Source organism: Streptomyces clavifer (genome assembly GCF_036345975.1).
Lineage (GTDB): Bacteria > Actinomycetota > Actinomycetes > Streptomycetales > Streptomycetaceae > Streptomyces > Streptomyces clavifer.
In genome coordinates this window covers 7,276,025-7,300,672 of record NZ_CP107793.1, presented here as the reverse complement: position 1 = coordinate 7,300,672, position 24,648 = coordinate 7,276,025, and the positions used below count along the sequence as shown (strand labels likewise).

The window sequence follows — 24,648 nt, the reverse complement described above, 5'->3', positions numbered from 1 at the left end:
TGTCCGCCTGATGTCGAGCACGGTGGGTAAGGCGCCGATATGACGGCCCGTGTCAGTCGCCCACAGGTCGTAGCCGTCGGCGGATTCCGTGATCGCTGTGCCGTCCGAGGTCAGGGAGACCAAGTTGTCCAGGTGGTCCACGGCCATGGGGTGCCCTGTGGTTTTCCGCTGGTCCACCGACCACCGGCGGACGGTGACGTCCGCACTCTGCACCAACAGACTGCGCCCGTCGGCCGAGAAGACGAGGCTGTGTTGCATGAAGTCCCCCGAGACGGGGCTGATCGCGTCCCCGGACAGGACCCCGATCTGTCGGCCGGCGAGGGTGTCCCAGAGTTGGATGGTGCCCCGGGAAACGCCCGCCCTGGTGACTACCGCGACCTGGTGCGGGTGGTCCGGTCGTGGCACCAACTGTCCGGATGAGCGGAGAGGCCCGACGAGCGCACCGTTCGTGCGCTCGACAGGCACGCGCCGGCTCCCGTCCGCACCAGCTGTCGGGCGGCGAGCGTCAGCGCGCCGGCCTGGCCCGCGCCCTGATGACCTCCCCCGGCGTCCTGCTGGTGGACGAACCAACCTCGGCACTGGACCGGGTACGGTCCGCCGAGGCGGTGCGACTGATCGCCGAGCAGACCCATGAGCGCGGCACGGCCACGGTCATGGTTACCCACGACACGGCGATAATGGAGGCTGCCGACCGGGTGTACGAGATGGTCGACGGCCGCCTGTCCTGACGGGGCCGCCAACCGGCGCCGCATTCCCGGGCCTGTCCCCCCTCCAGGAGCCCGCCCCTCATGCCGAAGATCAACGCCTCCACCGTCGCCGAGCACCGTGCCCAGCAACGCGAGGCTCTCATCGGGGCGGCGATCGACATCCTGGTCAACGAGGGCGCCGCCGCCGTCACACCGGCGGCGGTCGGCGCCCGCGCGGGCCTGGCCCGTTCCAGCGTCTACCAGTACTTCGACTCCTCGGCAGCCCTCCTGGCCACCATCACCGAGGAAGCCTTCAGGCGCTCCAACGAGGCACTCACCCGCGCCATGGCCACCGCGAAAGGCCCACTGGAACGCGTCGAGGCGTTCTTCAGGGAAAGCCTCCGCCTGGGCGCCGAAGGCGCACACCGGCCCGCCGTCGCCCTCATGAACGCCGGCCTTCCTCCGGCCTGCCAGCAGCGGCTGATGGAACTCCACCTGGATCAGGTCGAACCGTTCCGCGCCGCCGTCCGGGAGCTCGGCGCTCCTGAGCCGGCGCTCACGGCCGACCTGATCGCCGGAATGCTGCACACCGCCTTGGCCGCCGTCGAGAACGGCACCCCCCTCGATACGGTCACACAGCGCACCCTCGCACTCGTACGCCGCTGCCTCACCCCGGACGGCAGCACCGCCCGCGCACCGGAGGAAGGGGCCTGAAGCCCCCGTACCGCCGGAGCGCCTCGGGCGTCTGCGGCCCGGCACGCCTTTACCGGTGCCTACTCGCTGTCGGTCGACGTTCCTGTTGTCGAAGGGACCAGCTGAGACCGCCGCGGCTACCATGCGGGACATGACCGAGAAGCCGGATCACCCAGCGTCGTACCGGGAACCCCGGCAGGCACGCAGCGCCGCGACCCTGGCCCGCGTGCTGCGGGCCGCCGAGGAGATCGCCTCCTCGTCCGGCCTGGAGGAGATGACGATCGCCGGGGTCGCGGAACGCGCCGGCGTCTCGGTCGGAACGATCTACCGCCGCTTCGAGGACAAGGAACATCTGATCACCGCCCTGTCCGAGCGGATGCTGGAGCAGCGCGAGGAGTACGTGGCCGAGCGGCTACGCATGGCCGAGGCGTCACTGTCCGGCGTCATGGACGCCTACGCGCACGCCCTGATGGAGTCGTTCGCCGACAGCAGCCGCCTCTTCCCCGAGTTGTTGCGCGCGCGGGGGGCCAGATCACTGGACCGCGGGGCACGCACCATCACGGAGATCCATCGCCTCCTGCTCGAAGCGGCAGCCCCGTACACCGACCAGATCCGGCGCTCCCCACCGCAGACGGCTCTGGACACCGCGGCCCGCGCCATCCTCGGCGCCTGCTTCCACGACTCCGTGCGCCCCGACCCCGTCACCGGCGAAGCGGCAGTGCGCCGGTACGCCGACGAGCTCAGCGACATGGCGATCGCCTACCTCCTCACTCCCGACCGACGCCGGGACACCCCGGCCTGAGTCGAAACACTGCCGGAAGACCTGGACGGTTGACAGTCCAGAGGCCGCTGACGATGCGCCGCTTGCTGTTCGGGCGCGACTCAGCGGCGAGGGTCCGTGGCGGAGGTCCGGCTTCGAGGCGCACCGGGGCGTGCGCCCCTCGCCGCCCTCAGGCCTTCCGGCCGGTCAGCGGTGCGGTGCGGACTTCGGCGTCCGGGGCCGGCCGCAGTCCCGCCATGGCGAGAAAGTCGGCGAGTTCGATCACACCTCCGCCGGTTCCGTCGTCCCAGCTGGTCCAGAGCCTCGACGCCCCGCCGTCCCAGGTGCCGACGTCCTCGCTCGGATGCTGCTCGACGGTCCCCTCACCGTGCCGGTACCGCAGGTACAGGTACCGGCCCCTGGTGGTCCAGGCATCCCACTGCGAGGGGAAGCCACCACAGGTCTGCACCACCCGCGCGATGGTCACGTCCTCGTGCAGGTGGGCCTCGACGGCGCCCAGGTCCTGGGCGCGGGCGACGAGGAGTTCGTCCACGAGCCCGAGCAGGCGGATGCTGCCGCCGGGGAACTGGAGCGTGAGGCCGGCTGTGAAGCCGACGTGGCCGTCATTGTAGTCGATCTCCCGCACCGAACGGACCGGCTGACCGAGGAATCCGGTCACCGGACCATCCGGCGAATCGTCGACCACACTGACGCTGCCGTGCCCCTCCACCGCATACGGTCCGTGCGGCTCATCGAGGAGCAGCCTCAGACCGGTCGACGGCGTGTGGAACAGAACCGGTCCCAGCCCGTCCAGATGAAGCCACAGATGCACCAGGGACGGCTCGTCGTCGGCGTAGTGGAGCCGGGCCGTGGTCACCTTCAGCAGTCGCCTCCCGATCAGGTCGGCGGCGCACAGCTCCTCGTTGTCGTCGGTCACCCGCCGATGCTCGCAAGGCCTCACCGTCGGGACATGTGCTCCTCGACCCGCTGGAGGTCTCGTCGTGGGTCGGCTTCGCCGGACGAGGTCGTCATCCATCGGGTCGCCGTGCCCGGACGTGACACGGCCGCGAGCCCGCAGGCCGCCCGGAACGGACTCACCGAACCCTGGAGGTCGGCCGGATTCCGCGACGGCGGACAATGAACTCTCCGAAGGGCTCCGGCAGCTGAGGCCGGAACACAATCAGGGCATAATCGGCGGATCGTGCCGGGCCGACGGTCGAACGACTGGTACGAGGACTGTGCCGTGGCCACCGCTCGGCTCCGATACGGGCACGATCCGCCGGGCAGCACCTCGGGAGGGGAAGCGTGACCGAGACAAGCAACACCCGATCCGCCGCCGGTGAAGCGCAAGGGGCTCCACGGAGCCGACTGCAGCTCCTGATGCGCTACGTCCCACTGATCGCCCCCGTGCTGCTGTGGGCCGTGCCGTGCTGGGTTCTGCTGCACACCGGCCAGCACTGGCCGCTTCCCGTCGCCCTGATCGGCACCGCACTGTTCGTCCTCGGCCTGATCGGTATGCCGCTCGCGATGACGCGCGGCCATGGTCGGCGCCAGCAGGACCGGGCGGCGATCATCGGTGACACGCTGCTGGGCGGCATCTGGGTCCTGTTCACCTGGTCCGTCCTGCTCGGCGTCCTGCTGCGGCTCACCCTGACCGTGACCGGCGTCGGTGACGGTCAGGACCGGGCCCGCATCGTCACCTGGGCCGTCCTCGGCGTAGCCGCGGTGCTGCTCGTCTGGGGGTACGCCGAGGCAAGGCGCGTGCCACGCGTACGCCGGCTGGACGTGCGGCTCCCGCGTCTGGGAGCCGGGTTGGACGGCACCCGAGTCGTCCTGATCACCGACACCCACTACGGTCCGCTCGACCGCGCCCGCTGGTCGGCCCGGGTCTGCGAGACGGTGAACACACTGGAAGCCGACCTGGTCTGCCACACCGGCGACATCGCGGACGGCACGGCCGAACGCCGTCGCGCCCAGGCCGCCCCGCTGGGCACCGTGCAGGCGACTCGGGCCCGTGTCTACGTCACCGGCAACCACGAGTACTACAGCGAGGCCCAGGGCTGGGTCGACCTGATGGACGAGCTGGGCTGGGAGCCGCTGCGCAATCGCCATCTCCTGCTCGAACGCGGCGGTGACGCCCTCGTGGTCGCCGGCGTCGATGACGTCACCGCCGAGTCCTCCGGGCTGGCGGGCCACCGCGCCCACCTCGCCGGAGCCCTTCACGGCGCCGACGCCGACCTCCCCGTCCTCCTCCTCGCCCATCAGCCGAAGTTCATCGACCGTGCGGCAGCCCACGGCGTCGACCTGCAGCTCTCCGGCCACACCCACGGTGGCCAGATCTGGCCCTTCCACTACTTGGTCCGCCTCGACCAGCCAGCCGTCGCCGGTCTGAGCCGTCACGGCGCCCGCACCCTCCTCTACACCAGCCGCGGCACCGGCTTCTGGGGCCCGCCCTTCCGTGTCTTCGCCCCCAGCGAGATCACCCTGCTCGTACTCCGCTCTCCGCAGTAGTACACCTCGCCGTAGGGCCCGCCTCGAGTCGACGGGTCCGTGGGGTATGCCCGGGCGGGAGCGGGGCGCAGAGGACCCGGCTTCCCGTCCGGGGAGACGGTGTGCCCGCCACGACCGTCACGCCGACGAGCCCGGCCGACGGCCGGCTCCCGCCCGTCCCGAAGACGTGACACGTCCCGCCGTGCCACCGGCTGCCGCCGCAGGGCGTCGCCGCCCGGTCGTGCACGGTGTGCTGAGGGGGATGCCGTACGGCCGCGGGCTGAGCCAAACGGCCGTGCCGGGGAGAGGGGCGGTTGAGAGCCTGGACACTCAGGGGCATTCTTGAACAGAGGTCACCTGTGTGCGCTTCGGTAACGACCTGCCCAGGCGGGGAGGACGAGTGATGGGTCCATGAGCAAGGACGAGATGGACCGTGAAGGTCCGCCTGCGGACGGCGGAGAGCCCACACCGGCTGCTGCGGAGGGCAGCCGAACGACCGGGGTACCGTCCGACGAAGTGCGCGGCTGGATCCTGGACCAGCTGCCGGTACCGGTGGCCTACTTCGGCAGGGACCAGCTGCTCGCCATGGCCAACGCCGCGGCGGCCGGCTCCGTCGGCAGACCCGAGGCGTCGATTCTGGGGCTGCGGCCCGGCGAGATCGAGCCGGGACTGTTCCTGGAGGGCGGCGAGGGGCTGGCGGAAGCCATTGCCCGCGTCTTGAGGACAGGCGAGGGAGAGCCCTACGAGACGCATCTCATGATGGCGGGAAGCGAGCACGTCTGGCAGGCGGCGATGTCGCCCGTACGGAACGCCGCGGGCGAGGTCCAGGGTGTGTCCGTCGTGACACTCGACACGACGGACCAGTTCTGGGCGCGCCAGCGCCTGGGCATGCTCGACAAGGCGAGCAAGCGCATCGGCAGCACGCTCGATGTGGGCCGTACCGCCGAGGAGTTGGCGGCACTCGGCATCGAGGGCTTTGCCGACTTCGTGACCGTCGATCTCCTCGCGGAGGTGCTGGCGGGCGACGAGGCACGCTCCGTGCTGCACCGGGACAAGCTCTCCTTCCACCGGGTGGCCCAGCGGTCGGTGCTCGAAGGGTGTCCTGAATCGGTCGTCCCGCTCGGTAGGACCCACGACTACGACTGGGACTCCGTGGTGGGCCGCGCCCTGATCGACGGAGAGCCGTCGCGTCACACAGTCGACGAAGAGGCTCTGCTGCGCTGGACGACGGAGAAACCGGCGCGCGGGCGGCGCATGCGGGTCAACAAGGTCCATTCCGTCCTGGTTGTTCCGCTACGGGCACGTGGCATCACCCTCGGCATCACGGTGTTCGCCCGGCACCGCACCCCCGCAGGGTTCGGCAGCACGGATCTGCAGCTGGCCGCGGAGCTCGTGTCGCGGGCGGCCGTGTGTGTGGACAACGCCCGGCGCTACACCCGCGAACGGGCCACAGCACTCGCCCTGCAGCGCAGCCTCCTCCCCCGTCGCGCAGCCCGCCAGAGTGCCGTCGAGGTCACGTCGCGCTACCTCCCGAACACCAACGGCGCCGGGATCGGGGGAGACTGGTTCGACGTCATCCCGCTGTCCGGCGCCCGGGTCGCCCTGGTCGTCGGCGACGTCGTCGGTCACGGCCTCCACGCCTCGGCGACCATGGGCAGGCTCCGCACCGCGGTACGGACCCTCGCCGACGTCGACCTCACTCCCGAGGAACTGCTCACCCAGCTCGACGAGCTGGTGCTGACGCTCGACCGTGAAGAGCCGGCGGACAGCGCCGAAGGCGCGACGGTCGCCGGTGCGACCTGCCTCTACGCCGTGTACGACCCGACGGGCGGATGCTGCACGATGGCGAGGGCGGGCCACCCGGAGCCGATGCTGGTCCGCCCCGACGGCACCGTCGAGCAACTGGAACTGCCCTGCGGGCCGCCGCTCGGCGTGGGTGGCCTGGCCTTCGAAGCAGCCGAGTTCGAGCTTCCCGAGGGCAGTCGACTGGCCCTCTACACGGACGGGCTGATCGCGAACGTGGACAGGGACGTGGACACCGTCCTCGCCGAGCTGCGCGACCTGCTCGGCCGCCCCGCACACTCCCTCGACGAGGCCTGCGACACAGTCATGGACGCGCTGGTTCCCGAGCAGCCGAACGACGACGTCGCTCTGCTACTCGCCCGTACCCGCCGCCTGGATGCAGGCCATTACGCCTCGTGGGACCTCGCTGCCGATCCGGCTGTCGTCTCCACCGCCCGCAAAGGCGCCTCCGCGCAACTGATGGCATGGGGTCTGGACGACCTCGTGTTCACCACGGAGCTGGTCGTCAGCGAACTGGTCACCAACGCCATCCGCTACGGCGGTGGCGATCCGGTCCGGCTCCGCCTCATCCGGGACCACGCGCTCATCTGCGAGGTCTCCGACAGCAGCAGCACCGCTCCCCATCTGCGTCGCGCCCGGATCTTCGACGAGGGGGGACGGGGGCTCCTCCTCGTCGCCGGCCTCACCGAGCGCTGGGGAACCCGCTACACCGGCACCGGCAAAACCATCTGGGCCGAACAGCCGCTGCCCGGCTCGGACCAGACGGAGCCGCTCTGACCTCGGCCCCGTCCGTCGGTCACCGGGACGTCGTCGTCGGTCCGCGGAAGCGACCTCCCGGTCGACCGCGTCCACGAATGGTGAGCCGCGCGTCGACGAGGCTCCCGGAAGTGGCCTCGTCTGGACGTCTCCGCGTGCTGCCGAAGCGTGGAGGGGAGATCGTGAGGCTATGGCCCGCACGGCAGACACCTCGGCCGACGTGGTGGAGGGCGCTCCCGGGACCCCGACGGGGCGATGCCCACGGCACGGCAGAGTCCCGGCATCCGGGCGCCGCGAGCGCTTCCCAGTGGTGGAAGGGACGTGGCCCCGGACCACGGGGGACGCGGCGTGGAGTGCCGGTGTCGCCGCACGGGACCGGGCCGCGGCCGCACGTTACCCGGACCGTTGCGGGGGCAGCCGGTGGGGGACAGCGCGGCAGCACAGATGAAGGACACGTGAATGACTCAGGACGCTGCGCGGGAAACCGCCGTACTCCAGGCTTCGCGCCCGCCCGGTGGAGCCGATGACTTCGACGCGCGTACGTGGCGCGCCGAGGTCTCGGCACGCTTCTCCGCGGCCGTCGCAGCCATCGACGCGGGTGAATCGCGCTTCCCCCTGCCGGGGAGCGGGGCGACCGCCGAGCGTTTCGCCGCCCTTCAGGCAGTGGCCGAGGAGGACCTGTGCCTCGCCCGCCTGGTCGAGGGCCACGTCGACGCCCTGGCCGTCCTCGCGGAACTGGACGGACCGGCGCCGGTACCTGGCCAACGCTGGGGAGTGTGGGCGGCCGAGCCCCCTGGCGAGGGCCTGTCCGCGGCACGGGACCCCGCCGGCCGGTGGAGCGTGAGCGGGCTCAAGCAGTACTGCTCCGGAGCGCACAGTTGCACGCACGCGCTGGTCACCGCCCGCACGGAGGAAGGCCGGCGCCTGTTCGCCGTCGCCCTCGCCTCGGACACGTCCGAACCGGTCGAGGGCACCTGGCAGGCGCTCGGCATGGCCGGCTCGGACACACCGGATGTACGTTTCCGCTCTGCCCCGGCGGATCCGGTCGGTGACATCGAGGGGTACGTGAACCGGCCCGGGTTCCAGCACGGAGGCATCGGGGTGGCGGCCTGCTGGCTGGGCGGGGCCCATGCCGTCGCCCGCCCCCTTCGCGCGGCGGTCGCCCGCGGCGCGGGTCCCCACGCCGAGGCCCACCTGGGCGCCGTCGACATCGATCTGCGCGCGGCCGGCCTGCTGCTGTCGGCTGCCGCAGCGGCGATCGACGCCGACCCCATGGACCGCAAGGGTGAGGCACGCCTGCACAGCCTGCGGGTGCGGGGCCTGGTGGAGGCCGTCTGCGACCGGACCCTCGGACACGTCGGCCGCTCCACCGGAGCGGGCCCGCTCTGTCGCGACCAGCGGCACGCGCGCAACGTCGCCGACCTCACGGTGTACACCCGTCAGCACCACGCCGAGCGCAGCCTCGCGGAGCTCGGCGCCCTCGTCAGCGGCAAGGAAGAAGGATGACCACACGTACCGACGGCGCGGCAGGCTACGCGGATGCCATCCAGGCCCCCGGTACCGACGAGAGCGTCTGGCGGGCGTGGACGGGCTGGAAACATCTTCGCGAGTTCCCCCTGCCGCCCGGGGGAAGGGTCGTCGTGGTGGCCGCCCACCCCGACGACGAGGTTCTGGGTCTCGGTGGCACGCTCGCCCGGCTTGCCGCCGCCGGGCGCGGCATCACCGTCGTGACCGTCACCGACGGGGAAGCGTCCCACCCGGACAGCAGGATCCTGCTCCCTCGGGAACTGGCCGACAAACGGGCGGCGGAGACACGGACCGCCCTGGAACGGCTCGGGGCCGGCAGCGCCGAGATCGTACGGCTGCACGTCCCCGATTCCGGAGTGGACCGGCACGAGGACGAGGTCCGGCGAGCCCTCGTCCCACTGTGTTCCGGCGCGGCCCTCGTCGCAGCGCCCTGGACCGGCGACGTGCACAGTGATCATGAGGCGGCCGGTCGTGCGGCCCGTGCCGCGGCCGCGGAAGTCGACGCACCCTTTGCCGAGTACCCGGTGTGGATGTGGCACTGGGCACACCCAGGTGACTCCCGCGTGCCGTGGGAGCGGGCCAGGTGCCTCTCCCTGCCCGCCGAGATCCAGCAGCGCAAGCGGCACGCCGTCGATGCCTTCGTCTCGCAGATCCTGCCGCTGGGGCCCGGGGAGCACGAGGCCGCAGTCCTCCCGCCCGAGGAGCTCGCCCACCATCTGCGCCCTGTGGAGGTGGTCTTCCAGTGAGCACTCCGGCCGGATACTTCGAAGAGATGTACAAGGGGAAGCCGGATCCCTGGGGGCTCCGGGAGCGCTGGTACGAACAGCGCAAGTACGCGTTGACCGTCGCCTCGCTGCCCAGGCCCACGTTCCGCCGGGCCTTCGAACCAGCTTGCTCCGTAGGGCAGTTGACCCAGCTCCTCGCTCCCCGGTGTGAACGGCTCCTCGCTGCGGACCGGGTCGCGTCCGCGGTCGGGACCACCCGCGAGCGCACCTCCCATCTCCCCCACGTCGAGGTCGAGCGGCTCACCGTGCCACAGGAGTGGCCCGAGGGCCGCTTCGACCTCGTCGTGCTCTCGGAACTGCTCTACTACTTCGACGAAGGTCAGCTGAGCGAACTGCTGTCACGTGCGATCGGCTCGCTCGAACCCGGCGGAACGCTGGTCACGGTCCACTGGAACCACCCTGTTCCCGAGCATCTGCACACAGGTGCCCAATTGGCCGATCGGCTCGCTCATGAGCGCGACCTGCTGCTCCGGTCCGACCACAGGGAAGAGGACTTCGTTCTGCAGACCTTCAGCCGGCTCTCGCCCGGCGAGTCCCCGCCCCTCTCCCCCGCCGGCCACGAGGGGCTGGTGTGACGGGCATCGCCGCCGTGGCCGTGGTGATTCCCGCACACAACGAACAGGCTCTCCTGCCCGTCGCGCTCGAGGCCGTGGCCCGGTCCGCCCGGCATCCCGCCATGGTCTCCACCGAGCTGATCGTGGTGGTCGCCGCGGACGCCTGCACCGACGCCACCCGGTCGGTCGCCGCGCAGGGGGGCGCCCTGATCGCCCCGCTGCGATCCCGCAACCCCGGGAGGGCCAGAGCCGTAGGCACTTCGCTGGCGCTTCGCACGCTCGGCCTGGACCCGGCCACCGTGTGGATCGCATCCACCGATGCCGACAGCGAAGTCCCCTCGCGCTGGCTGGCTCATCAGCGAGCACGCGCCGAAGAGGGGTGGGACGCGGTCGTGGGTACGGTCAGGCCGCAGGGCTGGCACCCCGGGCTCACCGAGGTGATCCGCGACCACATACGGGAGTACGACTCCGTCGGCCGCTGCAGCGGCCGACCCGACGACCACCCGCATGTCCACGGGGCCAACCTCGGCGTGCGGGCGGACGCCTACCTGCGCTGCGGCGGGTATCCCGCACTGGCGACCGGGGAGGACCGCGCTCTGGTCGCCGCCCTCCGCACGACCGGGCACCGCGTGCTGCGCACGCGACGGTTTCCCGTCCTCACGTCCGCACGCCTGAGTGCGCGCGCCCGGGACGGGTACGGCGACCACCTCGGGCGGCTGGCGGAGCGGGTACGGACGCTCGACTGACGCCGCCGGACCGGGGCGGAGGACGTCGACGCCCCGGGATCGGGCGACGCGCGCCCACTGACACAGAGCCCTCGTCCGGCTCGGCTTCCGCTTGGCGGACGCCGTGGAAAGACCGCGACGCGGACACCTGAACCGGACCGACAGCGGTTCCAGAGACTCCGAGAGCCGGAGGACGAAGCCTTCATGACTCCTGGCACGACGACCGGACGACCGGACACGGGGCGGTTCGCCGCGCTGACCCACTGGTGGCGGCGCGCTTTCTCGTACTCGGGAGACGAGCGCGACACCCTGCTCGTGATCGGGAAGAGCGCCCTCGCCGCCACGCTGGCCTGGGCGACCTCCTCCTACGCTCTCGACGCGAGCTCGCCCGCGTTCGCCCCGTTCTCGGCGGTGCTGATCATGCAGGTGACCGTGTACCGCTCGGTCGTGCAATCTCTGCGCTACGTCGGGGCGGTCGTCGCGGGGGTCCTGGTGCAGGCCGCTCTCGGCTTCCTCGCCGGCCCCGACCTCCTGACCTTCGTCCTTGTCGCCCTCATCGCCCTCACCATCGGGCGTTGGCCCCTTCTGGGCGTCCAGGGTCCTCAGGTCGCCACTGCCGCCTTCTTCGCTTTCTCGACCTACACCTCTTCGTCCGGGGACTCCGAACGATTCTCCCAGCTGGGAGAGATCGTGCTGCTCGTCCTGATCGGCTGCGCGATCGGCACCGCCGTCAACGTCCTCGTGGCGCCGCCGCTGCGCTACCGAAGCGCCGAGTACAGCATCCGGAGCCTCGCTCACACCCTCCACGGCCTCCTCGCCGACATGTATCCCGTGCTCGCCGAGGGAGTACCCGACCAGGACTCCACAGGGCAGTGGCGGGCCCGCGCCGCACGTACGGGAGGGATGATCGAACAGGCTCGGACGGGGCTCCGGACAGCCAAGGAGAGCGCCCTGCTCAATCCTCGGCGTCTGATGCTGCGCTACCGGGGCCACCCGGGGTTCCAGGGCTACGAGGCGGTGCTCGGCGCCCTGGAACGCACGCTCTACCAGGTGGCGGCCCTCGCACGCGGACTCGACCGGTACCGCGAGGAGGACGAGGCCCGACGACCCTTCCTCCTGCGGTACGCGGCGTTCCTGGAGTCCGTCGGCGCCGTCGCCGAAGTGCTGACGACCCTGGACGAGACGACTCTGCTCCCTCAGGCGGAGGAGCTGGATCTGCTCACCGACAGGGCGGAGGCCCGCCGCGACGAGGTGATCGAGGAGACCCGCCGGTTGTCCCTGTCCCTCGCCGACCCCTCTGCCCCGTACGGCGTCCTCGTCACCGAGGCGACACGGCTCCTGGAAGAGTTCCGGTACACCTCCGACGTCCTGCTCCACGCCGCCCGGAGTGCGGAGTGAGCCCGGGACCGCATCTCGGGACACTCCCTGAGCACGCGGTGCCCGACCACTGACCCCCAGGGTGAAGGGGACGTCGGTAGGGCAACGTGCCGGCTCACCCGGGGGTTGGGGATGAGATTAGCTTAGGCTAACCTTCGTTCGTGTCGAAAACCCCCAGGCTCATGCCCAAGCATCCCGGTCTGTTCCGTGGCGAAGTGGTCCGCAGCGAGCGCTTCACTCCGTCGATACAACGGGTGACGATCACCGGTGCCACCCTCGTCGACTTCCCGTGGCTGGGGTACGACCACTGGTTCCGGCTCTTCCTGCGCCTGCCGCACCAGGTGGAGTTCGTACTCCCCGAGCTGACCGGCGCGCGATGGTGGGACCCCTATTTCGCCATCCCGGAGGACGTGCGGCCGCACTGCGCCAACTACACCGTCGCCGGCTTCCGCCCCGAAGCAGCCGAGATGGACATCGACTTCGTCGTGCACTGCGGGCCGGAGGGTGAACTCGAGGGCGCTGCGGCAATATGGGCGTGCGCGGCCCGCCCCGGTGACCCGGTCGCCCTGCTGGACCAGGGCCTCATCTTCGACCGCCCGGACGACGCCACCGAGGTGCTCGTGGTCGCCGACGAGAGCGGCCTGCCGTCGACGGCGGGCATCCTCCGCTCCCTCCCGCGCGACACCGTAGGACGGGTCATCCAGGAGATCCCGCACGCCGAGGACCGCCGTCCACTGGACGCGCCGGCCGGTGTGTCGGTGACCTGGGTGATCCGCGACGACGCGACCGCCGTGCCCGGCGCAGCCGCCCTGGAGGAACTCCGTCGGCACGACACCGTCGACGAGGCGGGCTACGCGTTCGTCGTGGGCGAGTCGACCCTCGCCGCCGAGGGCCGGCGCCACCTCGTCCGAGCAGGTCTGCCGAAAGGGCGCATCACCTTCTCGGGCTTCTGGAAGAGCGAGAAGAAGGAGAAGGTCGCGCGGGTCTGACACCCGGGGGCGGGTTCGCGGGACCTCCGGCTGAGGTCCTGTGCACGGGGGCGCTCCCACGCTCCCCGCCCTCCGACTCGCAGACGTGTCCGGCCCGACACGGGTCGTGGGAGGATGCCGTGCATGACGTGCATGCGAAGGGGTCGTGCCTCGTAGAAGACCGGCCTCACTTCGACCGCGGCAACTCCCTCGAGGAAGGCCCTGGATCCGGTATCGCGATGTTCCGGGTCTGTCGGGACCGGCGAACGCCGCCATCCGCGTTCTCGAACGGGAGCGGTTGTCTCCGGGCGTCGTGTCAGTGGCACTGAGCGTATGGTCCGTGCGCGTCCACGGAACTGAGCGCCGGTGGAGGCAGTGGGAGGCCGAATTCACCTGCCGGTGCTGCGGAGAGGGGTGGGCCCGGGACAAGCTGCAGGATGCCCTGCGTCTGCTGCCGCCGAAGGCCGCCACCGAACTGCGGGTACAGGTCGAACGTCTGGACGTGGTGCTGCTCGGACGAACGTACCCCGAGCCTCTGGCGGATCCGGATGTGGCGTGGTGGCACCGTAGACGCTGACCGCGTCCGTGCCGGCTGCCGCTCCGCGTACGGCGGAACGTGATGCCGTCACGGTCGCGGGCCTGAGGACCGCGGCCCGGACCTGTCAGAAGGTGGCGACCGGACCTGCGGCATGGCTGACGGCAACGCTGTGGGTGACCCAGGAGGAGCCGGCCAGCAGATGAAGCAGGAACGACGTCGGCTCAGGGACGAAGTCGGGGATGCCGCCCTGGAGAGCCAAACCGCTCTGGAGGTGGGTGCTGGGGGCGATGGCCAGGGTGCTGCCCGCGAAGGGGGCGGTGATGGAGCGGTGAACGTGACCCGCCAGCACGCGCACGACATTCCCGTGCCGGGCGAGTACGTCGGCCAGGTCCTTGCCGTCGTCCAGGCCCATCCCGTCCAGGTACGGAATGCCGACCGCCATCGGAGGGTGGTGCAGGCAGATGATCGCCGGAACCTGCGGCCTGCGCCGCAGCACTTCATCGAGCCATCGGAGCTGGGTGGCGCCCAGATGGCCGCCCGGCGACGCGGGCACCGTCGAGTCCAGGGTGACGAGGGTGAACGCGGCGTAGTCCACCGCATAGCGCGCCTCGGCCCCGTCACCCATGAATCGCGTTCCGGCGAACTCGTCCAACAGGGCTCGGGGTTCGTCGTGGTTGCCGGCCACCAGGTGCAGAGGCAGGGGGAAGCGCTCGATCACCTCACGCAGCGCCCTGTAGTCCTCCGCACCGCCCCGATCCACCAGGTCGCCGGTGATCACCACGCAGTCGGGCGCCGGATCGATCGTGAGAACACGGCCGAGGGCTCGGTACAAACCCTCTGCGGGAGCGCCGGCGAGCGAGCCGGTCTTCAGGTGCGGATCACTGAGGTGCGCGATGGATACGGTCATACCTGCATACTCCCGCACCGGTGGGATCGTCACGGTCGTGTGTCCGCTTCCAGGGTGAACTCGTAGCCGAGAAAGCGTGGTTGTGGCACCACCGAAACCGGGACCGGCTTCCACCAGGCAGTGCGGCCGAGCGGTGCGCGCGGCGCCCCACCCCTGACGGAGTACCTCAGCACAAAGGCGTAGGGCCTTCGTTTAACAGGTTGACCATGCTCGGGTGGCTGGGAATGATGGCGGCCTTCGACCGCGTAGAGCTCAGCAAAGGAACCTTGTGATCAAAAATCGCTCCCTCCGGCGCATAGGCACTCTCGCCGGCACCCTGTCCGCCGCTGTTCTCCTGACCGTCACCCAGGCATCCGCCGCTTCCGCCGAGACCGAACGTGCCACCGCGACCACGGGCCCTTCCAGTGTGGACAGCTGGGAATGCGCCGGCATCGGCGGAAACGACCGGTCGGCCACCGTCTGCTACTCCGCGCTGGGAGACTGGTTCTACCTCTACGACGGAAAGTCGGACGGCTACTCCGCCGTTGTGGACTGGGAAATCCGAGACGGCCAGAACCGCGTCGTCCGCTACGGCGCCACCTTCAATGCGGACGGTGTCGGTGCCGTCCGCTACAAGAACAAGGACTTCCCCGACGGCTCCAACGACAGCATCCGTTTCCGTGCCTGCCTCGGTAACTGGGGACCCAAGACGATCAAGGCAGGCTCGTGCTCCGGTTGGATGACCAGGTCGACCTGACCCGCGTCGAGGGGTGACACCACCGGTCGGCGCCGCTCCGGCGAAGCCGAAGCCTGCCTCGGTCTCCGCATCCCGTCCCACCGCTCACGTACCGGACGTGGTTTCCGGTCATCGGCCCGCGATGACACATCGTCGCGGGCCGGACGCATGGTCGGTGTGCGCACGGGCGGGGAGCGTACTCCGCTCGGAAGCGGGTACACGCGTGACGGCGGCACACGCGATGACGCGCGGCCCGCACCGGACGTGTATCGAATCCCAAGGAGAACACGCTGTGCTGACACCTGGTCCTCAGGACCTGCGAAATGCTCTGGCCCGCTATGCCGACGCGCGCATCGAGGACGCTCGCCGCTCCACGGGTTCGACGGCCCGGGCCGTCGAGGACGCCACGTACACGCTGTGCGTGATGACCGGCACCCGGCAGATCGCGGAGGCCCTCCGTCTCGCCGACAGCATGCTCGGCGTTCAGCCCCTGGGCTCTTCTGCCAGGTGCGGGACCACCGGGACGCAGCAGGACGACAGTCTCCAGAGCGCCTGATCGGTCAGCAGTTCTACGGCGACGGCGGGTTGCCGGTCCCCCAGGAGGGGCCCGGCGTGCCCGCCGTCGATGCGTTCCCGTCCGGCGGCCGGGCCGCGCCGTCATTCCGCGGCAACGGCCGGCGACTCGTAGTACGCGCCCAGCTTCTGCAGATAGAAGAGATCGCCGGTGTCCTGGTCGCGCTCGAAGCGAGGGGCCTCCTTGATCTGCTCCCTGCTGCATCCGACATGGATCACGCGTGCGGCGTCATCGACGCTGGTCACCATGCCGGCCGGCACGACGACGCTTCTGCCGAACTTCCAGATCCCGGCATCGACCACCAGGTGGTCGAAGCCAGGGACCTGGGAGGTCCTGACGACGGTGCCGACACTCCCGTCCGGGGCTTCCATCTCGTAACCGATCACCTCATCGTCCAGCGAGCGGTTCAGCTGTGCGGGGCAGGCCCAGAGCGTTTCCATGTCGTCTCCTCTTGCAAGAGCCGAATCGTACGGCCGCGGGACTTCCATATGCCCCCGCGAGCCGACTCGATGCGGCCCGGAACCGTCCAATGCCCCGGTCGGCCCTGCAAAGCCGCCTCATCGCCTCCGGGGACCGCCGCGGCCCGGCGCCGGAGGACCGTGGCGCGGCGTCAGGCGGACCAGCTGCAAGGCCGGCTGCATCACACCGCATCGTGAACGTGCCGGAGAAACGGAACCCTGCGACCGGGCACGCAGGACGTACCGGGTGCGGTCGGCGAATTCCGGGGCAGGAGTTGTCGACAAACGATGGGAGGCTGCCATGAATGTGGGAGATCTGGAACTGGCCGAACTTCTGGCCGCAGCGGAGTCCCGGCCGCCCGGAGAGTCCGTCGACGTCATCGCGCACGACCTTCGCAAGCGCTTCGGGGCGCAGTCGGTGTCGTTCCTGTTCGTCGATCTTCTGGGGCAGCGCCTACTACGCCTGAACGCGCCCACAGAAGGAGAGAAGGAGGACACGGCCGAGCAGATCGATTTGCAGGGCAGCATTTACGAGACGGTTCTGCGCAGACAGCTCCAGCAAGTGGAGACGGACGGTCAAGGCGGGCGGCGCGTGATCTCGCCCGTGACCAATCGCGGTGACTGCATCGGCTTGCTGGAGGTGACTCTGCAGTACACAGACGACACCGTTCTGCGGCAGATCAACGACGTGGCCCATGCGCTGGCCTACATCATCGTCACGGATCGCCGCTTCACCGACCTGTACCACGCGGGACGGCGCACCACCCGGACCAGCCTCGCAGCCGAGATCCAGCACCAGCTGCTTCCGTCGTCCTCCTGCTGCGAGGCGCCTCAGTTCACCCTCGCCGCCGGCCTGGTGCCGGCGGACGACATCGGGGGCGACACCTACGACTACACGCTCGACCGGGAGACGCTGCACCTGTCCATCACCGATGCCATGGGCCACGACACGGAGTCCGCCCTGCTGGCCACGCTGGTCACGGGTGCGTTGCGCGGGGCCCGCCGCACCGGTTGCGACGCCCTCCGCCAGGCCCATCAGGTCCACGAGGCCCTGCTGACCCACAGTCGTGGGCTGGCCACCGGACAACTGCTCTGCGTCCGCCTCGACACGGGCGCCTGCGAGCTGGTCAATGCGGGGCATCCCTGGCCGTTGCGGCTCCGGGAGGGAGAGGCCGAGGCCGAGGAGGTCAAGCTGGCCGTCAATCTGCCGTTCGGTGTGGCGGCTCCCAACTCGTACCAGCTCCAGAAGCTGCAGCTGAATCCGGGCGACCGTCTGGTCCTGCTCACCGACGGCATGCAGGAACGAGGCGCCTCGGCTGTCGACCTGGCCTCGCTCGTGCGCGACACCCGCTCCTGGCATCCCAGGGAGGCCGTTCGCGCCCTGACGGCAGCGGTACTGAACGCCTGCCGCGGCAATCTGAAGGACGACGCCACCGTCCTCATGCTGGACTGGCACGGAACGGAGAAGGCCACCCGGTCAGGTGCTCGCGCGGCGCAGTGACCTGCTCCGGCCCTCCGTCACGTCACTGCATCGCACGTGCTTTCCCGGCGCCGGACGCTGCCTGGCACCCATGCGATCCGCGGCGCCGAGGGCCGGGGCGCGTTCGTCCTCCCTCCGGCGCCGGCACCGGCGCTCGGTCCCGGAAGAGCGGCTGCCCGGGGCCCCGTGCTACGACAGTACGAGACCGGTACACCGCCGGCGCGCACTACGGACCCACAGCTGAGCCGGGTCGCCGCGGGGACGGCGACCGACGACGGCGCGACCGGCCCGCCCAGGCGTTCACCTCCCGCCCTGGCTCCCGGCCGGGGCGGGGCCTGGCGCCCGGTCTCCGGGCACCTTGAAGCGGGTGATGTTCCCCGACACGTCGTCGGGGACCCGCCGGCTCCGCCCCGAGGCGGCGTCCGGGGTACCGATGTCCAGGATTCCGAGGAGCCGCTCGGAGCCTCGCAGGCCGAGGAACTCCCCGACCGCGGAGCTGGTGGCGAGCCGGCCCGTCCGCCATATGCTGCCGTAGTCCCTGGCGTGCAGCAGCAGCATCAGCGAGTGCGCCATGCAGCTGGCGGCCGCCAGCTGTTCCCACTCCGGGACCGGGTGCTCGCGGGGGGCGAAGACCAGCGCCGCGGACAAGGGGGCTCGCTGGTACTTGTTCCTCAGCCGTTCCGTCTCCGCCGCACCGGCGTCCGTCTCGGCTGCGATGCTCAGTCCGAGTTCGGCTCGCTCTTCGCTGCGCAGCAGGATCCAGCGCCAGGGGCGGAGCCTGCCGTGGTCGGGAGCGAGGCTCGCCCCCCTGAGGAGGTACGTGAACTCCGCGTCGTCCGGTGCGGGCGCGTGGAGCACGTGCTCACTGCGGCGTGTCAGCACCGCGGTCATGACATCCATGGGGATTCCTCTCTCTGTTCGTACCCGACCCGCGTCGCGTCGAGGCGCTATCGGGCCGGGAACCGCTCGTAGTGGACGAGTTCGACCAGAAGTTCCGTGGGCTCCGGCAGGTACATGAAGGCCACGCTCATGCCTGGCCGGGCCCCGCGGCAGGGTTCGGTGTCGAGCGCGAGGAGCCCTTGTTCACGCAGTCTGCTCGTCTCGTGGGCGAGGTCGTCCACGATCAGGGCGAGGTGGTAGAGACCGGGCCCCTGCTCGTCGAGGCGCCCGTCGACCGCGGAACCCGGGCCGGTCGGGGAGACCAGCTCGATCTCCGTCCCCGAGGAGAGTCCGGGCAGGCCCCAGAACTCGCAGGCGACCCGGTAGGCAGTGGCGATGCCGTGGTCGGTCCTGGTCAGGCCGAGTGCGGCGAGCTGGGCGCCCGCCCTCACGGGGTCGGACGTGACCAACCCGACGTGGTCGATCCCGAGGATCATGGCAGGGCCCCTCGTCTGCGGCGGTGGTCATCCGGCGGGGGTGGCCCGGGCGGCGAGGTGGCGGGAGATCTCGTCGGCCAGCTCCCCCACCGTCCCGATCTTCAGGTAGTCCCGCAGGTCGAGCCGGACTCCATAGGTCTGCTCGATGTTGGCGAGCAGGCGTACGGCCACCAGGCTGCCCCAGCGGCCGAGCCCCGAGAACCGCGAGTCGGCGGTGATCTCGTCCGCCGGGTGCCGGGTGACGCGGGCTACGAGGCCGGGCAGGGTGCTCATCACGTCAGGCATGGTCGAGGGTCTCCTTGGGGGCGAGGGCGATCCAGTCGGGGGTGAGGGGCATGAGCTCGTCGAGCCGTGCCAGGTAGTGCAGGGTGCCGTCGGGGTCCTGTTCTCGGCGGGAGAGGCCGGCGTCGGGGTAGAGGGACGCCGCGGGCCCGTTGCGTTCCGTCGGTGTGTAGTCCGCTTCCAGCAGGGTGGCTCCCTCCGCCCCGGCCCGGTCGGCGACGTGCTGGAGCACAGCCCGTTCGACGCCCCGGGAGAGCACCCGGCAGCTGAGGACCATGTTCCGCACCGTCCAGCGTTCGGGGCCGCGGTCCAGCCACACCCCTCCGACCACGCCCTCGGCGCCGAAGCGGTCGGTCACCTCCACGGTGAGCACGGCGTGGTCGGCCGATCCGGCCATCCGGCGGGTGAGTGCCTCACCGTGGGCTGCGCCGGTCATGTTGAACTGGCTGGTGCGTAACTCCAGTTGGACCAGACGGGGCAGGGTGAACTCGTCGGCCGCACCCACCAGCACCTGGATGCCCAACCCACTGAGATACTCCTCGACCGATCCCTGGGTGGCGCCGAACCGGTGTCTCGCACGCCGCTTCCGGTAGAGGGTGGTGCGCTCGGTGTCGGTGACGGTGGTGCCCAGCTGTGCGAAACGGGCCGGGTCGAGGATTTTCGAGGAGTGGCCCGCCGGGTCGCCCTCCAGATGGACGACGTCCACCTGGGGCAGCGAGCCACGGACCAGGCCGCACTCGAAGGCACTGTCGTCGGCGAACGTGAACGCATCGAGTCCCAGCGAGAGTTCCTCGGCCAACGCGGCGATCCGGGTGTCCTTCGGCTGCCAGTCGGCCAGCACGGCGACGAAGTCGTCCGGCCGCAGCACCATGTCCGGATGGTCGGCGAGCACCTGGTTCACCAGGCCGGCGTCGTTCTTGCTGCACACGGCGAGCAATACCCCTTGGCGCCGCAGGGCGAGGGCGCGGCGCTGGAGGTCGGTGTAGCAGTCCCCCGGGTACAGGGTGCCCAGTTCGATGCCGGCAGGGCCGTCGTCACCGACGACGCCTCCCCACAGGGTGTTGTCCAGGTCGAGTACGAGGACTTTGCGGCCGAGGCCGGTGACACCGCGGGCGAACGCCGCCGCCTCCCGGGCGCAGACGAGTTCGACGTGGGGCGTCCATGCCATCCGGCCGAAGCGGTAGCGCCGTTCGTCCCGCAGCGGACCGGGGGCGTCGGCGAGCGCCGCCTCCAGGTCGAAGGCGTACACCCCGGCGTGCTCTTCGCCCGCTCGCAGCAGCAGGGTGTTGGCCTCCCGCCAGATCCGGCCGAGCGCGGCCCTGGACCGGTAGCCGATCACGCTGTCCCGGTCGGGGCGGGGCAACGGCACCGTGTGCAGCAGGACGGCGGAGCCGGTGCGCTCCGCGAAGCCGGCCGCCGCCATGCCGGTGGCGGCGACCTGTTCGAGGAGGACGTCACGCACCGCGTCCAGATCCGAAGGGTCCCAGTCGGCGGGGAGCAGCGAGCCGGAATCCCGGAGGCAGAGCGTCACCTCGGGCCGGAAGGCCGCCAGGGCGGACGCCGGGTCGGTGAGCTGGTCGTCGAGCCGGCCGTAGGGGCAGAGGTGGATCTCGGCGTCGAGTCCGGAGGCCAGCAGTGCGGTCCGCAGGAGCGGCACCACTCCGTCGGCGGTGAAGGTGGCTGCGACGGCGATCCGCAGCGGCGTCGTACGGCGTGGTGCGGTACGGGAGACCCGCGCCGCGGTGACGTTCTCCAGCAGGATGCCTGCCTCGCAGAGCAGGAGCGGGTCCTCGGCCCGGGCGAGCTGGTCCCCGAGGTCCGGGTCCGTCGCCTCCGGTGACCGGAGCAGGGCGTCGACGCGTTCGAGCAGGTCGTCCGTCGGCGCGGGTCCGGAAGGGGTGGGACCGGAAGAGGTGGGACCGGTCATGACGCTTCGGCCGGCCACTGGGGCCGCTCGAGGATCTCGACCACGGCACAGGCGTAGGTGAATCCCATGCCGATGCCGCACAGGGCGACCCGGTCGCCCGGGCCGACATCACCGGTCTCCAGGAGGTGGGTGAGGCCGGCTATCTGGTCCGCGGCGCCGATGTGACCGACCCTGCGGCCCCACTCCCAGGTGGTCTTCTCCTCCTCGATCCCGAACATCTCCCGGAACTCGACGTCGTCCAGGGTGCGGCCGACGTTGGTGAGGACCCAGCGGTCGATGTCCCCCGCTTCGAGACCGGCGTCGGCCAGGGCGACCGAGACGCTCTCCTGCTGCCGTTCGGTGAGCGACTGGACTATTTTGAGGAGGAGTTCGCCGTTGTCGACGAGGTAGTCGGCGCGCCTGGACCGCAGGTCGACCACTCCGGCGTCCGGAGCCTGTTCCTCGAAGGGGCTGTTGCCGAGGTAGACCGCGCCGTAGGTGCCGTCGCTGATCACGGCCGTCGACAGCAGCCGGGCCACCCCGCCGGCCCGGGAGAGCACCAGGCCGGTGCCACCGTCACCGAACACGACTCCCTTGTCGGAGCGGTACCGGTCGAAGGCGGGCAAGGCGAAGATGTCGCTGGTGGTGAGCAACGCGCTCGACGTGTCGGAGCAGTTGGCGAGATAGGCCGCCGCGATCTCCACGGCGGCGAGCCCGCCGTTGGAGTACTGCTTGACCTCGACCGCGGCGGCGCAGCCGCCGACGGTGCGGCCCTGGACGTAGGAGGCCGGGGCGAAGTGGTCGAGGCCCTGGTAGTTGCAGCTGGAGTGGACGACCAGGGCGATGTCGTCGGACGCCGTGCTGCGGGCCATCACCAGGCCGCCCGCCTTCACGGCGAGCTCGACCGCGGGCCCGTCGTCGATGACGCTGATGGACAGGAAGCCGTCCGCGGCGGCCTCGTCGGCGTCGTAGCGGCCCTCTGCCACGGCGACCGCGGTCTGCTCACCGCGGCCGAGCACGGCCGCGCAGGCATTGACATAGATTCCGTTCCACCGCATGGGACACGGTCTCCTTCCGAGTTGTCGTCCCCGGCTCCCCGTCCGGCACCTGCCGGGCCGGTCCGGGATCGTGGGCCTGATTCGGGTCAGCGTGCGGTCACCGCGCGGTCTCCCTCTCGTTGTCCGCGACGGCTGTCGTCCCGCCGGCGGCCCGGGCCCCGCCCACCGGGCAGCCGCCGACGCCGGGCCCGCCCGGAGGACCGAGGACGTCGGGCCTCGGTTGCAGGTCGAAGGCCCGCTCGATGAACGCCTGCCGTTCCGCACTCGTGCCGCGAGCCATGTCGGCGGCCGCCAGCTCGCGGTTGGCCTCGTCGAGTTCCTGCGACAGCTTGAACCTGCCGGTCAGTTCATGGATGTCGACCTCGAACCCGACGACCTGGCCGCGCAGTTGCTCGATCCGGGTGTCGTCCGGCCGCAGCCAGTAGGAGCCGGACTCCCCTTCGGCCTGTTCGCACAGGCCGTTGAAGACGCGCATCAGTTCGTCCCTGCCGGAGAACAGCCTGGCGTGCCCCCGGACGTGGACGGACATCGAGTTCCAGGTGGGCAGCCTGTCCGCCTTCAGGACGTCCGGCGAGAGATAGGCGTCGGGGCCGTGGAAGACGACGGTGACCGGACGGTCGCGCAGGAGCTCCACCTGGGGGTTGGACCGGTCGAGGTGGCCGATGAGCATGCCGTGCTCGCCACCCCGGTCGCGTTCCACCACCAGCGGGACATGGGTCACCAGGACTCGCGCGTCCCGGGCGACGGAGATGACCGTGGCGAAGTTGAACCGCTCCATCAGGGAACGGATCCGGTCCAGGTCCGTCTCCACGTAGTGGCTCGGCGGGTAGGGGGCCGACTCCTCGACGGCCACCGGGCGTCCGGCGGGGAGCCGGCCCCGGATGTCGTCGACGATCTGCTGTGACCTGAAGGGCAGCAGCGACAGCAGGGTGTCGCCGATGCCGTACGCGGACTCCGCGTACCCCTGGACGTAGAAACCGGCGGTGACGCGCTCGTCGGTGCGCACCCTGCAGTCGGCCGTGACGAGCAGTTCACCCGACTCGTCACGCGACAGCAGCGGGGTGAGCTCCCCGAAGACCGCGGGGTGCAGCTCCCGGGTGTAGCCGGTGGCGAGCACCAGGCCGTCGCAGACCATCGTCCGGTCGGGACCGTCCGTCCGGTCGCGCACCTCGACGCTCAGCCGCTCGCCGTCCTCGACCACCCGGGAGACGTGTGAGGCACGGTGCACCACCAGCCGCGGAGCGCCCCGCACCTCGTCCGCGTAGGTGATGTCGTACAGCTCGTCGAGATGTCCTGCCTCCACCGCACCGTAGTTGGTGTTGCGGAGTTCGGTCCTGAGTATCGTCCGCCGTCGGGCCCCACTGGCGTAGAACTCCCCGGCGTTGCGCTGGTAGAACTGCTCGTTCGCGAAGGGGTTGTTGTCCGTGGCCCGCAGTGCGTATCCGGGGACGAAGAGGTGGACCCGCGCGTTCGGGTAGCCCTTGAGCACATGGCTGGTGATCTCGGCGGCGCTCTGGCCGTCGCCCACCACCCCGAGGTCGAGGGCGGCGTCGTGGTCCGGGAACCGTGCGGGGAAGGCGTCCAGGAAGGTGCTGGAATGGATGACCGACGACGCGTCGCATATCTGTCCCGGCGCTCCCCGGCGCGGGGTGCCGCCGCCCGCGTGGACGACGTTGCGGGCATAGAGGTCACGGAACTCGGCGGATCCCGCGTCACGGACCCGGACGCGGAGGAGGTCCAGTGTCTCCGAACCGGGGCCCGCCACCGGGACGACGGCGACCACCTCGGACTCGTACCTGACGACATGGCCGAAGTGCTCGGCGACCCAGCTCAGATAGTCCTGGTACTCCAGGCGTGTCGGCCTGCTCGCCCCGACGTTGATGAACTTCTCGAGCCTGCCCTTGGCCTTCAGGTAGGAGAGGAAGGTATAGGGGCTGGCCAGGTTCCGCAGGGAGACCAGGTCCTTGAGGTAGGAGATCTGCATCCTGGCGCCCTCGATCAGCATGCCCGGATGCCAGCGGACGCCGGTGTTGCGCTCCAGGAACAGGCAGCTTCGTCCGGGGTCGAGTTCCTCGACCGCGATCGCCAGAGCCAGGTTGGAGGGACCGAAGCCCACGCCGATCAGGTCGTAGGGATCCGCCGGATGGCTTCCCCGGGAGGGCCCGGGTGCGACCTCGGCGGCCGGCCGGCCGTTCGCACAGGGGAAAACAGCGCCTGCCTCACTAGACAT

The 24,648-nt window shown here is 70.6% G+C and carries 22 protein-coding genes and 1 pseudogene; 14 read left to right on the top strand and 9 right to left on the bottom strand.

Going from position 1 to position 24,648, the window contains the following annotated elements:
• Positions 1–464 precede the first annotated feature (464 nt).
• The 3 genes and pseudogenes from OG927_RS31545 to OG927_RS31535 form a co-directional block, all read left to right on the top strand.
• Positions 465–728 (top strand): annotated as a pseudogene (locus OG927_RS31545) (ATP-binding cassette domain-containing protein); the annotation flags it as partial.
• 60 nt (positions 729–788) lie between these two features.
• Positions 789–1,400 (top strand): TetR/AcrR family transcriptional regulator, encoded by a 612-nt coding sequence (locus OG927_RS31540; protein ID WP_209471670.1) that lies wholly within the window; start codon positions 789–791, stop codon positions 1,398–1,400.
• A 130-nt stretch (positions 1,401–1,530) separates the two neighbouring features.
• Entirely contained in the window at positions 1,531–2,181 is a 651-nt protein-coding gene (locus OG927_RS31535; RefSeq protein ID WP_330321188.1) for a TetR/AcrR family transcriptional regulator, read from the top strand.
• A gap of 148 nt (positions 2,182–2,329) precedes the next feature.
• Here the strand turns inward: OG927_RS31535 and OG927_RS31530 are convergent, their stop codons facing one another.
• A complete protein-coding gene (locus OG927_RS31530) occupies positions 2,330–3,076 on the bottom strand; it encodes a hypothetical protein (protein ID WP_330321187.1) in 747 nt (248 codons plus the stop codon).
• A 368-nt stretch (positions 3,077–3,444) separates the two neighbouring features.
• Here OG927_RS31530 and OG927_RS31525 point away from each other — a divergent pair, with 368 nt between their 5' ends.
• From OG927_RS31525 to OG927_RS31490, 8 genes are all read left to right on the top strand, one after another.
• Positions 3,445–4,650, top strand: a complete 1,206-nt coding sequence (locus OG927_RS31525) for a metallophosphoesterase (protein ID WP_330321186.1) — start codon at positions 3,445–3,447, stop codon at positions 4,648–4,650.
• Positions 4,651–5,040: 390 nt separating this feature from the next.
• Complete coding sequence (locus OG927_RS31520; protein WP_330321185.1) at positions 5,041–7,209, top strand: SpoIIE family protein phosphatase; 2,169 nt, start codon at positions 5,041–5,043, stop codon at positions 7,207–7,209.
• 438 nt (positions 7,210–7,647) lie between these two features.
• Positions 7,648–8,694: an acyl-CoA/acyl-ACP dehydrogenase gene (locus OG927_RS31515; RefSeq protein ID WP_209471674.1), complete on the top strand. Its 1,047-nt coding sequence runs from the start codon at positions 7,648–7,650 to the stop codon at positions 8,692–8,694.
• Positions 8,691–9,461, top strand: coding sequence for a PIG-L deacetylase family protein (locus OG927_RS31510; RefSeq protein WP_330321184.1), 771 nt, complete (start codon positions 8,691–8,693; stop codon positions 9,459–9,461). Before OG927_RS31515 ends, OG927_RS31510 begins: the two co-directional genes overlap by 4 nt.
• On the top strand, positions 9,458–10,075 hold the full coding sequence (locus OG927_RS31505; RefSeq protein WP_319102067.1) for an SAM-dependent methyltransferase: 618 nt from the start codon (positions 9,458–9,460) through the stop codon (positions 10,073–10,075). The genes OG927_RS31510 and OG927_RS31505 overlap by 4 nt, the downstream gene beginning before the upstream one ends.
• Complete coding sequence (locus OG927_RS31500) at positions 10,072–10,800, top strand: glycosyltransferase (protein ID WP_056788368.1); 729 nt, start codon at positions 10,072–10,074, stop codon at positions 10,798–10,800. The genes OG927_RS31505 and OG927_RS31500 overlap by 4 nt, the downstream gene beginning before the upstream one ends.
• A gap of 183 nt (positions 10,801–10,983) precedes the next feature.
• A complete protein-coding gene (locus OG927_RS31495) occupies positions 10,984–12,177 on the top strand; it encodes an aromatic acid exporter family protein (protein WP_056788365.1) in 1,194 nt (397 codons plus the stop codon).
• Positions 12,178–12,317: 140 nt separating this feature from the next.
• Positions 12,318–13,145, top strand: a complete 828-nt coding sequence (locus tag OG927_RS31490; protein ID WP_056788362.1) for a siderophore-interacting protein — start codon at positions 12,318–12,320, stop codon at positions 13,143–13,145.
• 641 nt (positions 13,146–13,786) lie between these two features.
• Here OG927_RS31490 and OG927_RS31485 read toward each other — a convergent pair.
• Positions 13,787–14,569, bottom strand: a complete 783-nt coding sequence (locus OG927_RS31485) for a phosphodiesterase (RefSeq protein ID WP_056788357.1) — start codon at positions 14,567–14,569, stop codon at positions 13,787–13,789.
• 268 nt (positions 14,570–14,837) lie between these two features.
• On the opposite strand from OG927_RS31485, the gene OG927_RS31480 reads away from it, so the two are divergent.
• The gene (locus tag OG927_RS31480; protein WP_056788353.1) at positions 14,838–15,305 is read left to right on the top strand and encodes a hypothetical protein; all 468 of its coding nucleotides are present in this window, start codon (positions 14,838–14,840) and stop codon (positions 15,303–15,305) included.
• Between the two features lie 271 nt (positions 15,306–15,576).
• Positions 15,577–15,840: a DUF5133 domain-containing protein gene (locus OG927_RS31475; RefSeq protein ID WP_124280264.1), complete on the top strand. Its 264-nt coding sequence runs from the start codon at positions 15,577–15,579 to the stop codon at positions 15,838–15,840.
• A 101-nt stretch (positions 15,841–15,941) separates the two neighbouring features.
• Here the strand turns inward: OG927_RS31475 and OG927_RS31470 are convergent, their stop codons facing one another.
• Positions 15,942–16,298: a hypothetical protein gene (locus OG927_RS31470; protein WP_056788345.1), complete on the bottom strand. Its 357-nt coding sequence runs from the start codon at positions 16,296–16,298 to the stop codon at positions 15,942–15,944.
• Between the two features lie 319 nt (positions 16,299–16,617).
• On the opposite strand from OG927_RS31470, the gene OG927_RS31465 reads away from it, so the two are divergent.
• On the top strand, positions 16,618–17,817 hold the full coding sequence (locus tag OG927_RS31465) for a PP2C family protein-serine/threonine phosphatase (RefSeq protein WP_056788342.1): 1,200 nt from the start codon (positions 16,618–16,620) through the stop codon (positions 17,815–17,817).
• A 279-nt stretch (positions 17,818–18,096) separates the two neighbouring features.
• On the opposite strand, the gene OG927_RS31460 is transcribed toward OG927_RS31465, so the two are convergent.
• The 6 genes from OG927_RS31460 to OG927_RS31435 form a co-directional block, all read right to left on the bottom strand.
• Complete coding sequence (locus OG927_RS31460) at positions 18,097–18,696, bottom strand: nitroreductase family protein (protein WP_056788338.1); 600 nt, start codon at positions 18,694–18,696, stop codon at positions 18,097–18,099.
• Between the two features lie 47 nt (positions 18,697–18,743).
• Entirely contained in the window at positions 18,744–19,172 is a 429-nt protein-coding gene (locus OG927_RS31455) for a VOC family protein (RefSeq protein WP_056788334.1), read from the bottom strand.
• A 27-nt stretch (positions 19,173–19,199) separates the two neighbouring features.
• The gene (locus tag OG927_RS31450; RefSeq protein ID WP_056788331.1) at positions 19,200–19,457 is read right to left on the bottom strand and encodes an acyl carrier protein; all 258 of its coding nucleotides are present in this window, start codon (positions 19,455–19,457) and stop codon (positions 19,200–19,202) included.
• The gene (locus OG927_RS31445; protein WP_330321183.1) at positions 19,450–21,381 is read right to left on the bottom strand and encodes an HAD-IIIC family phosphatase; all 1,932 of its coding nucleotides are present in this window, start codon (positions 21,379–21,381) and stop codon (positions 19,450–19,452) included. The genes OG927_RS31450 and OG927_RS31445 overlap by 8 nt, the downstream gene beginning before the upstream one ends.
• Positions 21,378–22,418 (bottom strand): ketoacyl-ACP synthase III family protein, encoded by a 1,041-nt coding sequence (locus OG927_RS31440; RefSeq protein WP_124280266.1) that lies wholly within the window; start codon positions 22,416–22,418, stop codon positions 21,378–21,380. The genes OG927_RS31445 and OG927_RS31440 overlap by 4 nt, the downstream gene beginning before the upstream one ends.
• A gap of 97 nt (positions 22,419–22,515) precedes the next feature.
• Positions 22,516–24,648, bottom strand: coding sequence for a SidA/IucD/PvdA family monooxygenase (locus OG927_RS31435; RefSeq protein WP_330321182.1), 2,133 nt, complete (start codon positions 24,646–24,648; stop codon positions 22,516–22,518).

What these genes read in the sequence shown, in the direction of transcription:
- OG927_RS31540 (WP_209471670.1), top strand. Translation starts at nt 789, where the DNA reads ATGCCGAAGATCAACGCCTCCACCGTCGCCGAGCACCGTGCCCAGCAA.
- OG927_RS31535 (WP_330321188.1), top strand. Translation starts at nt 1,531, where the DNA reads ATGACCGAGAAGCCGGATCACCCAGCGTCGTACCGGGAACCCCGGCAG.
- OG927_RS31520 (WP_330321185.1), top strand. Translation starts at nt 5,041, where the DNA reads ATGAGCAAGGACGAGATGGACCGTGAAGGTCCGCCTGCGGACGGCGGA.
- OG927_RS31515 (WP_209471674.1), top strand. Translation starts at nt 7,648, where the DNA reads ATGACTCAGGACGCTGCGCGGGAAACCGCCGTACTCCAGGCTTCGCGC.
- OG927_RS31510 (WP_330321184.1), top strand. Translation starts at nt 8,691, where the DNA reads ATGACCACACGTACCGACGGCGCGGCAGGCTACGCGGATGCCATCCAG.
- OG927_RS31495 (WP_056788365.1), top strand. Translation starts at nt 10,984, where the DNA reads ATGACTCCTGGCACGACGACCGGACGACCGGACACGGGGCGGTTCGCC.
- OG927_RS31485 (WP_056788357.1), bottom strand. Translation starts at nt 14,569, where the DNA reads ATGACCGTATCCATCGCGCACCTCAGTGATCCGCACCTGAAGACCGGC.
- OG927_RS31470 (WP_056788345.1), bottom strand. Translation starts at nt 16,298, where the DNA reads ATGGAAACGCTCTGGGCCTGCCCCGCACAGCTGAACCGCTCGCTGGAC.
- OG927_RS31465 (WP_056788342.1), top strand. Translation starts at nt 16,618, where the DNA reads ATGAATGTGGGAGATCTGGAACTGGCCGAACTTCTGGCCGCAGCGGAG.
- OG927_RS31460 (WP_056788338.1), bottom strand. Translation starts at nt 18,696, where the DNA reads ATGGATGTCATGACCGCGGTGCTGACACGCCGCAGTGAGCACGTGCTC.
- OG927_RS31455 (WP_056788334.1), bottom strand. Translation starts at nt 19,172, where the DNA reads ATGATCCTCGGGATCGACCACGTCGGGTTGGTCACGTCCGACCCCGTG.
- OG927_RS31450 (WP_056788331.1), bottom strand. Translation starts at nt 19,457, where the DNA reads ATGCCTGACGTGATGAGCACCCTGCCCGGCCTCGTAGCCCGCGTCACC.
- OG927_RS31445 (WP_330321183.1), bottom strand. Translation starts at nt 21,381, where the DNA reads ATGACCGGTCCCACCTCTTCCGGTCCCACCCCTTCCGGACCCGCGCCG.
- OG927_RS31440 (WP_124280266.1), bottom strand. Translation starts at nt 22,418, where the DNA reads ATGCGGTGGAACGGAATCTATGTCAATGCCTGCGCGGCCGTGCTCGGC.
- OG927_RS31435 (WP_330321182.1), bottom strand. Translation starts at nt 24,648, where the DNA reads ATGTCTAGTGAGGCAGGCGCTGTTTTCCCCTGTGCGAACGGCCGGCCG.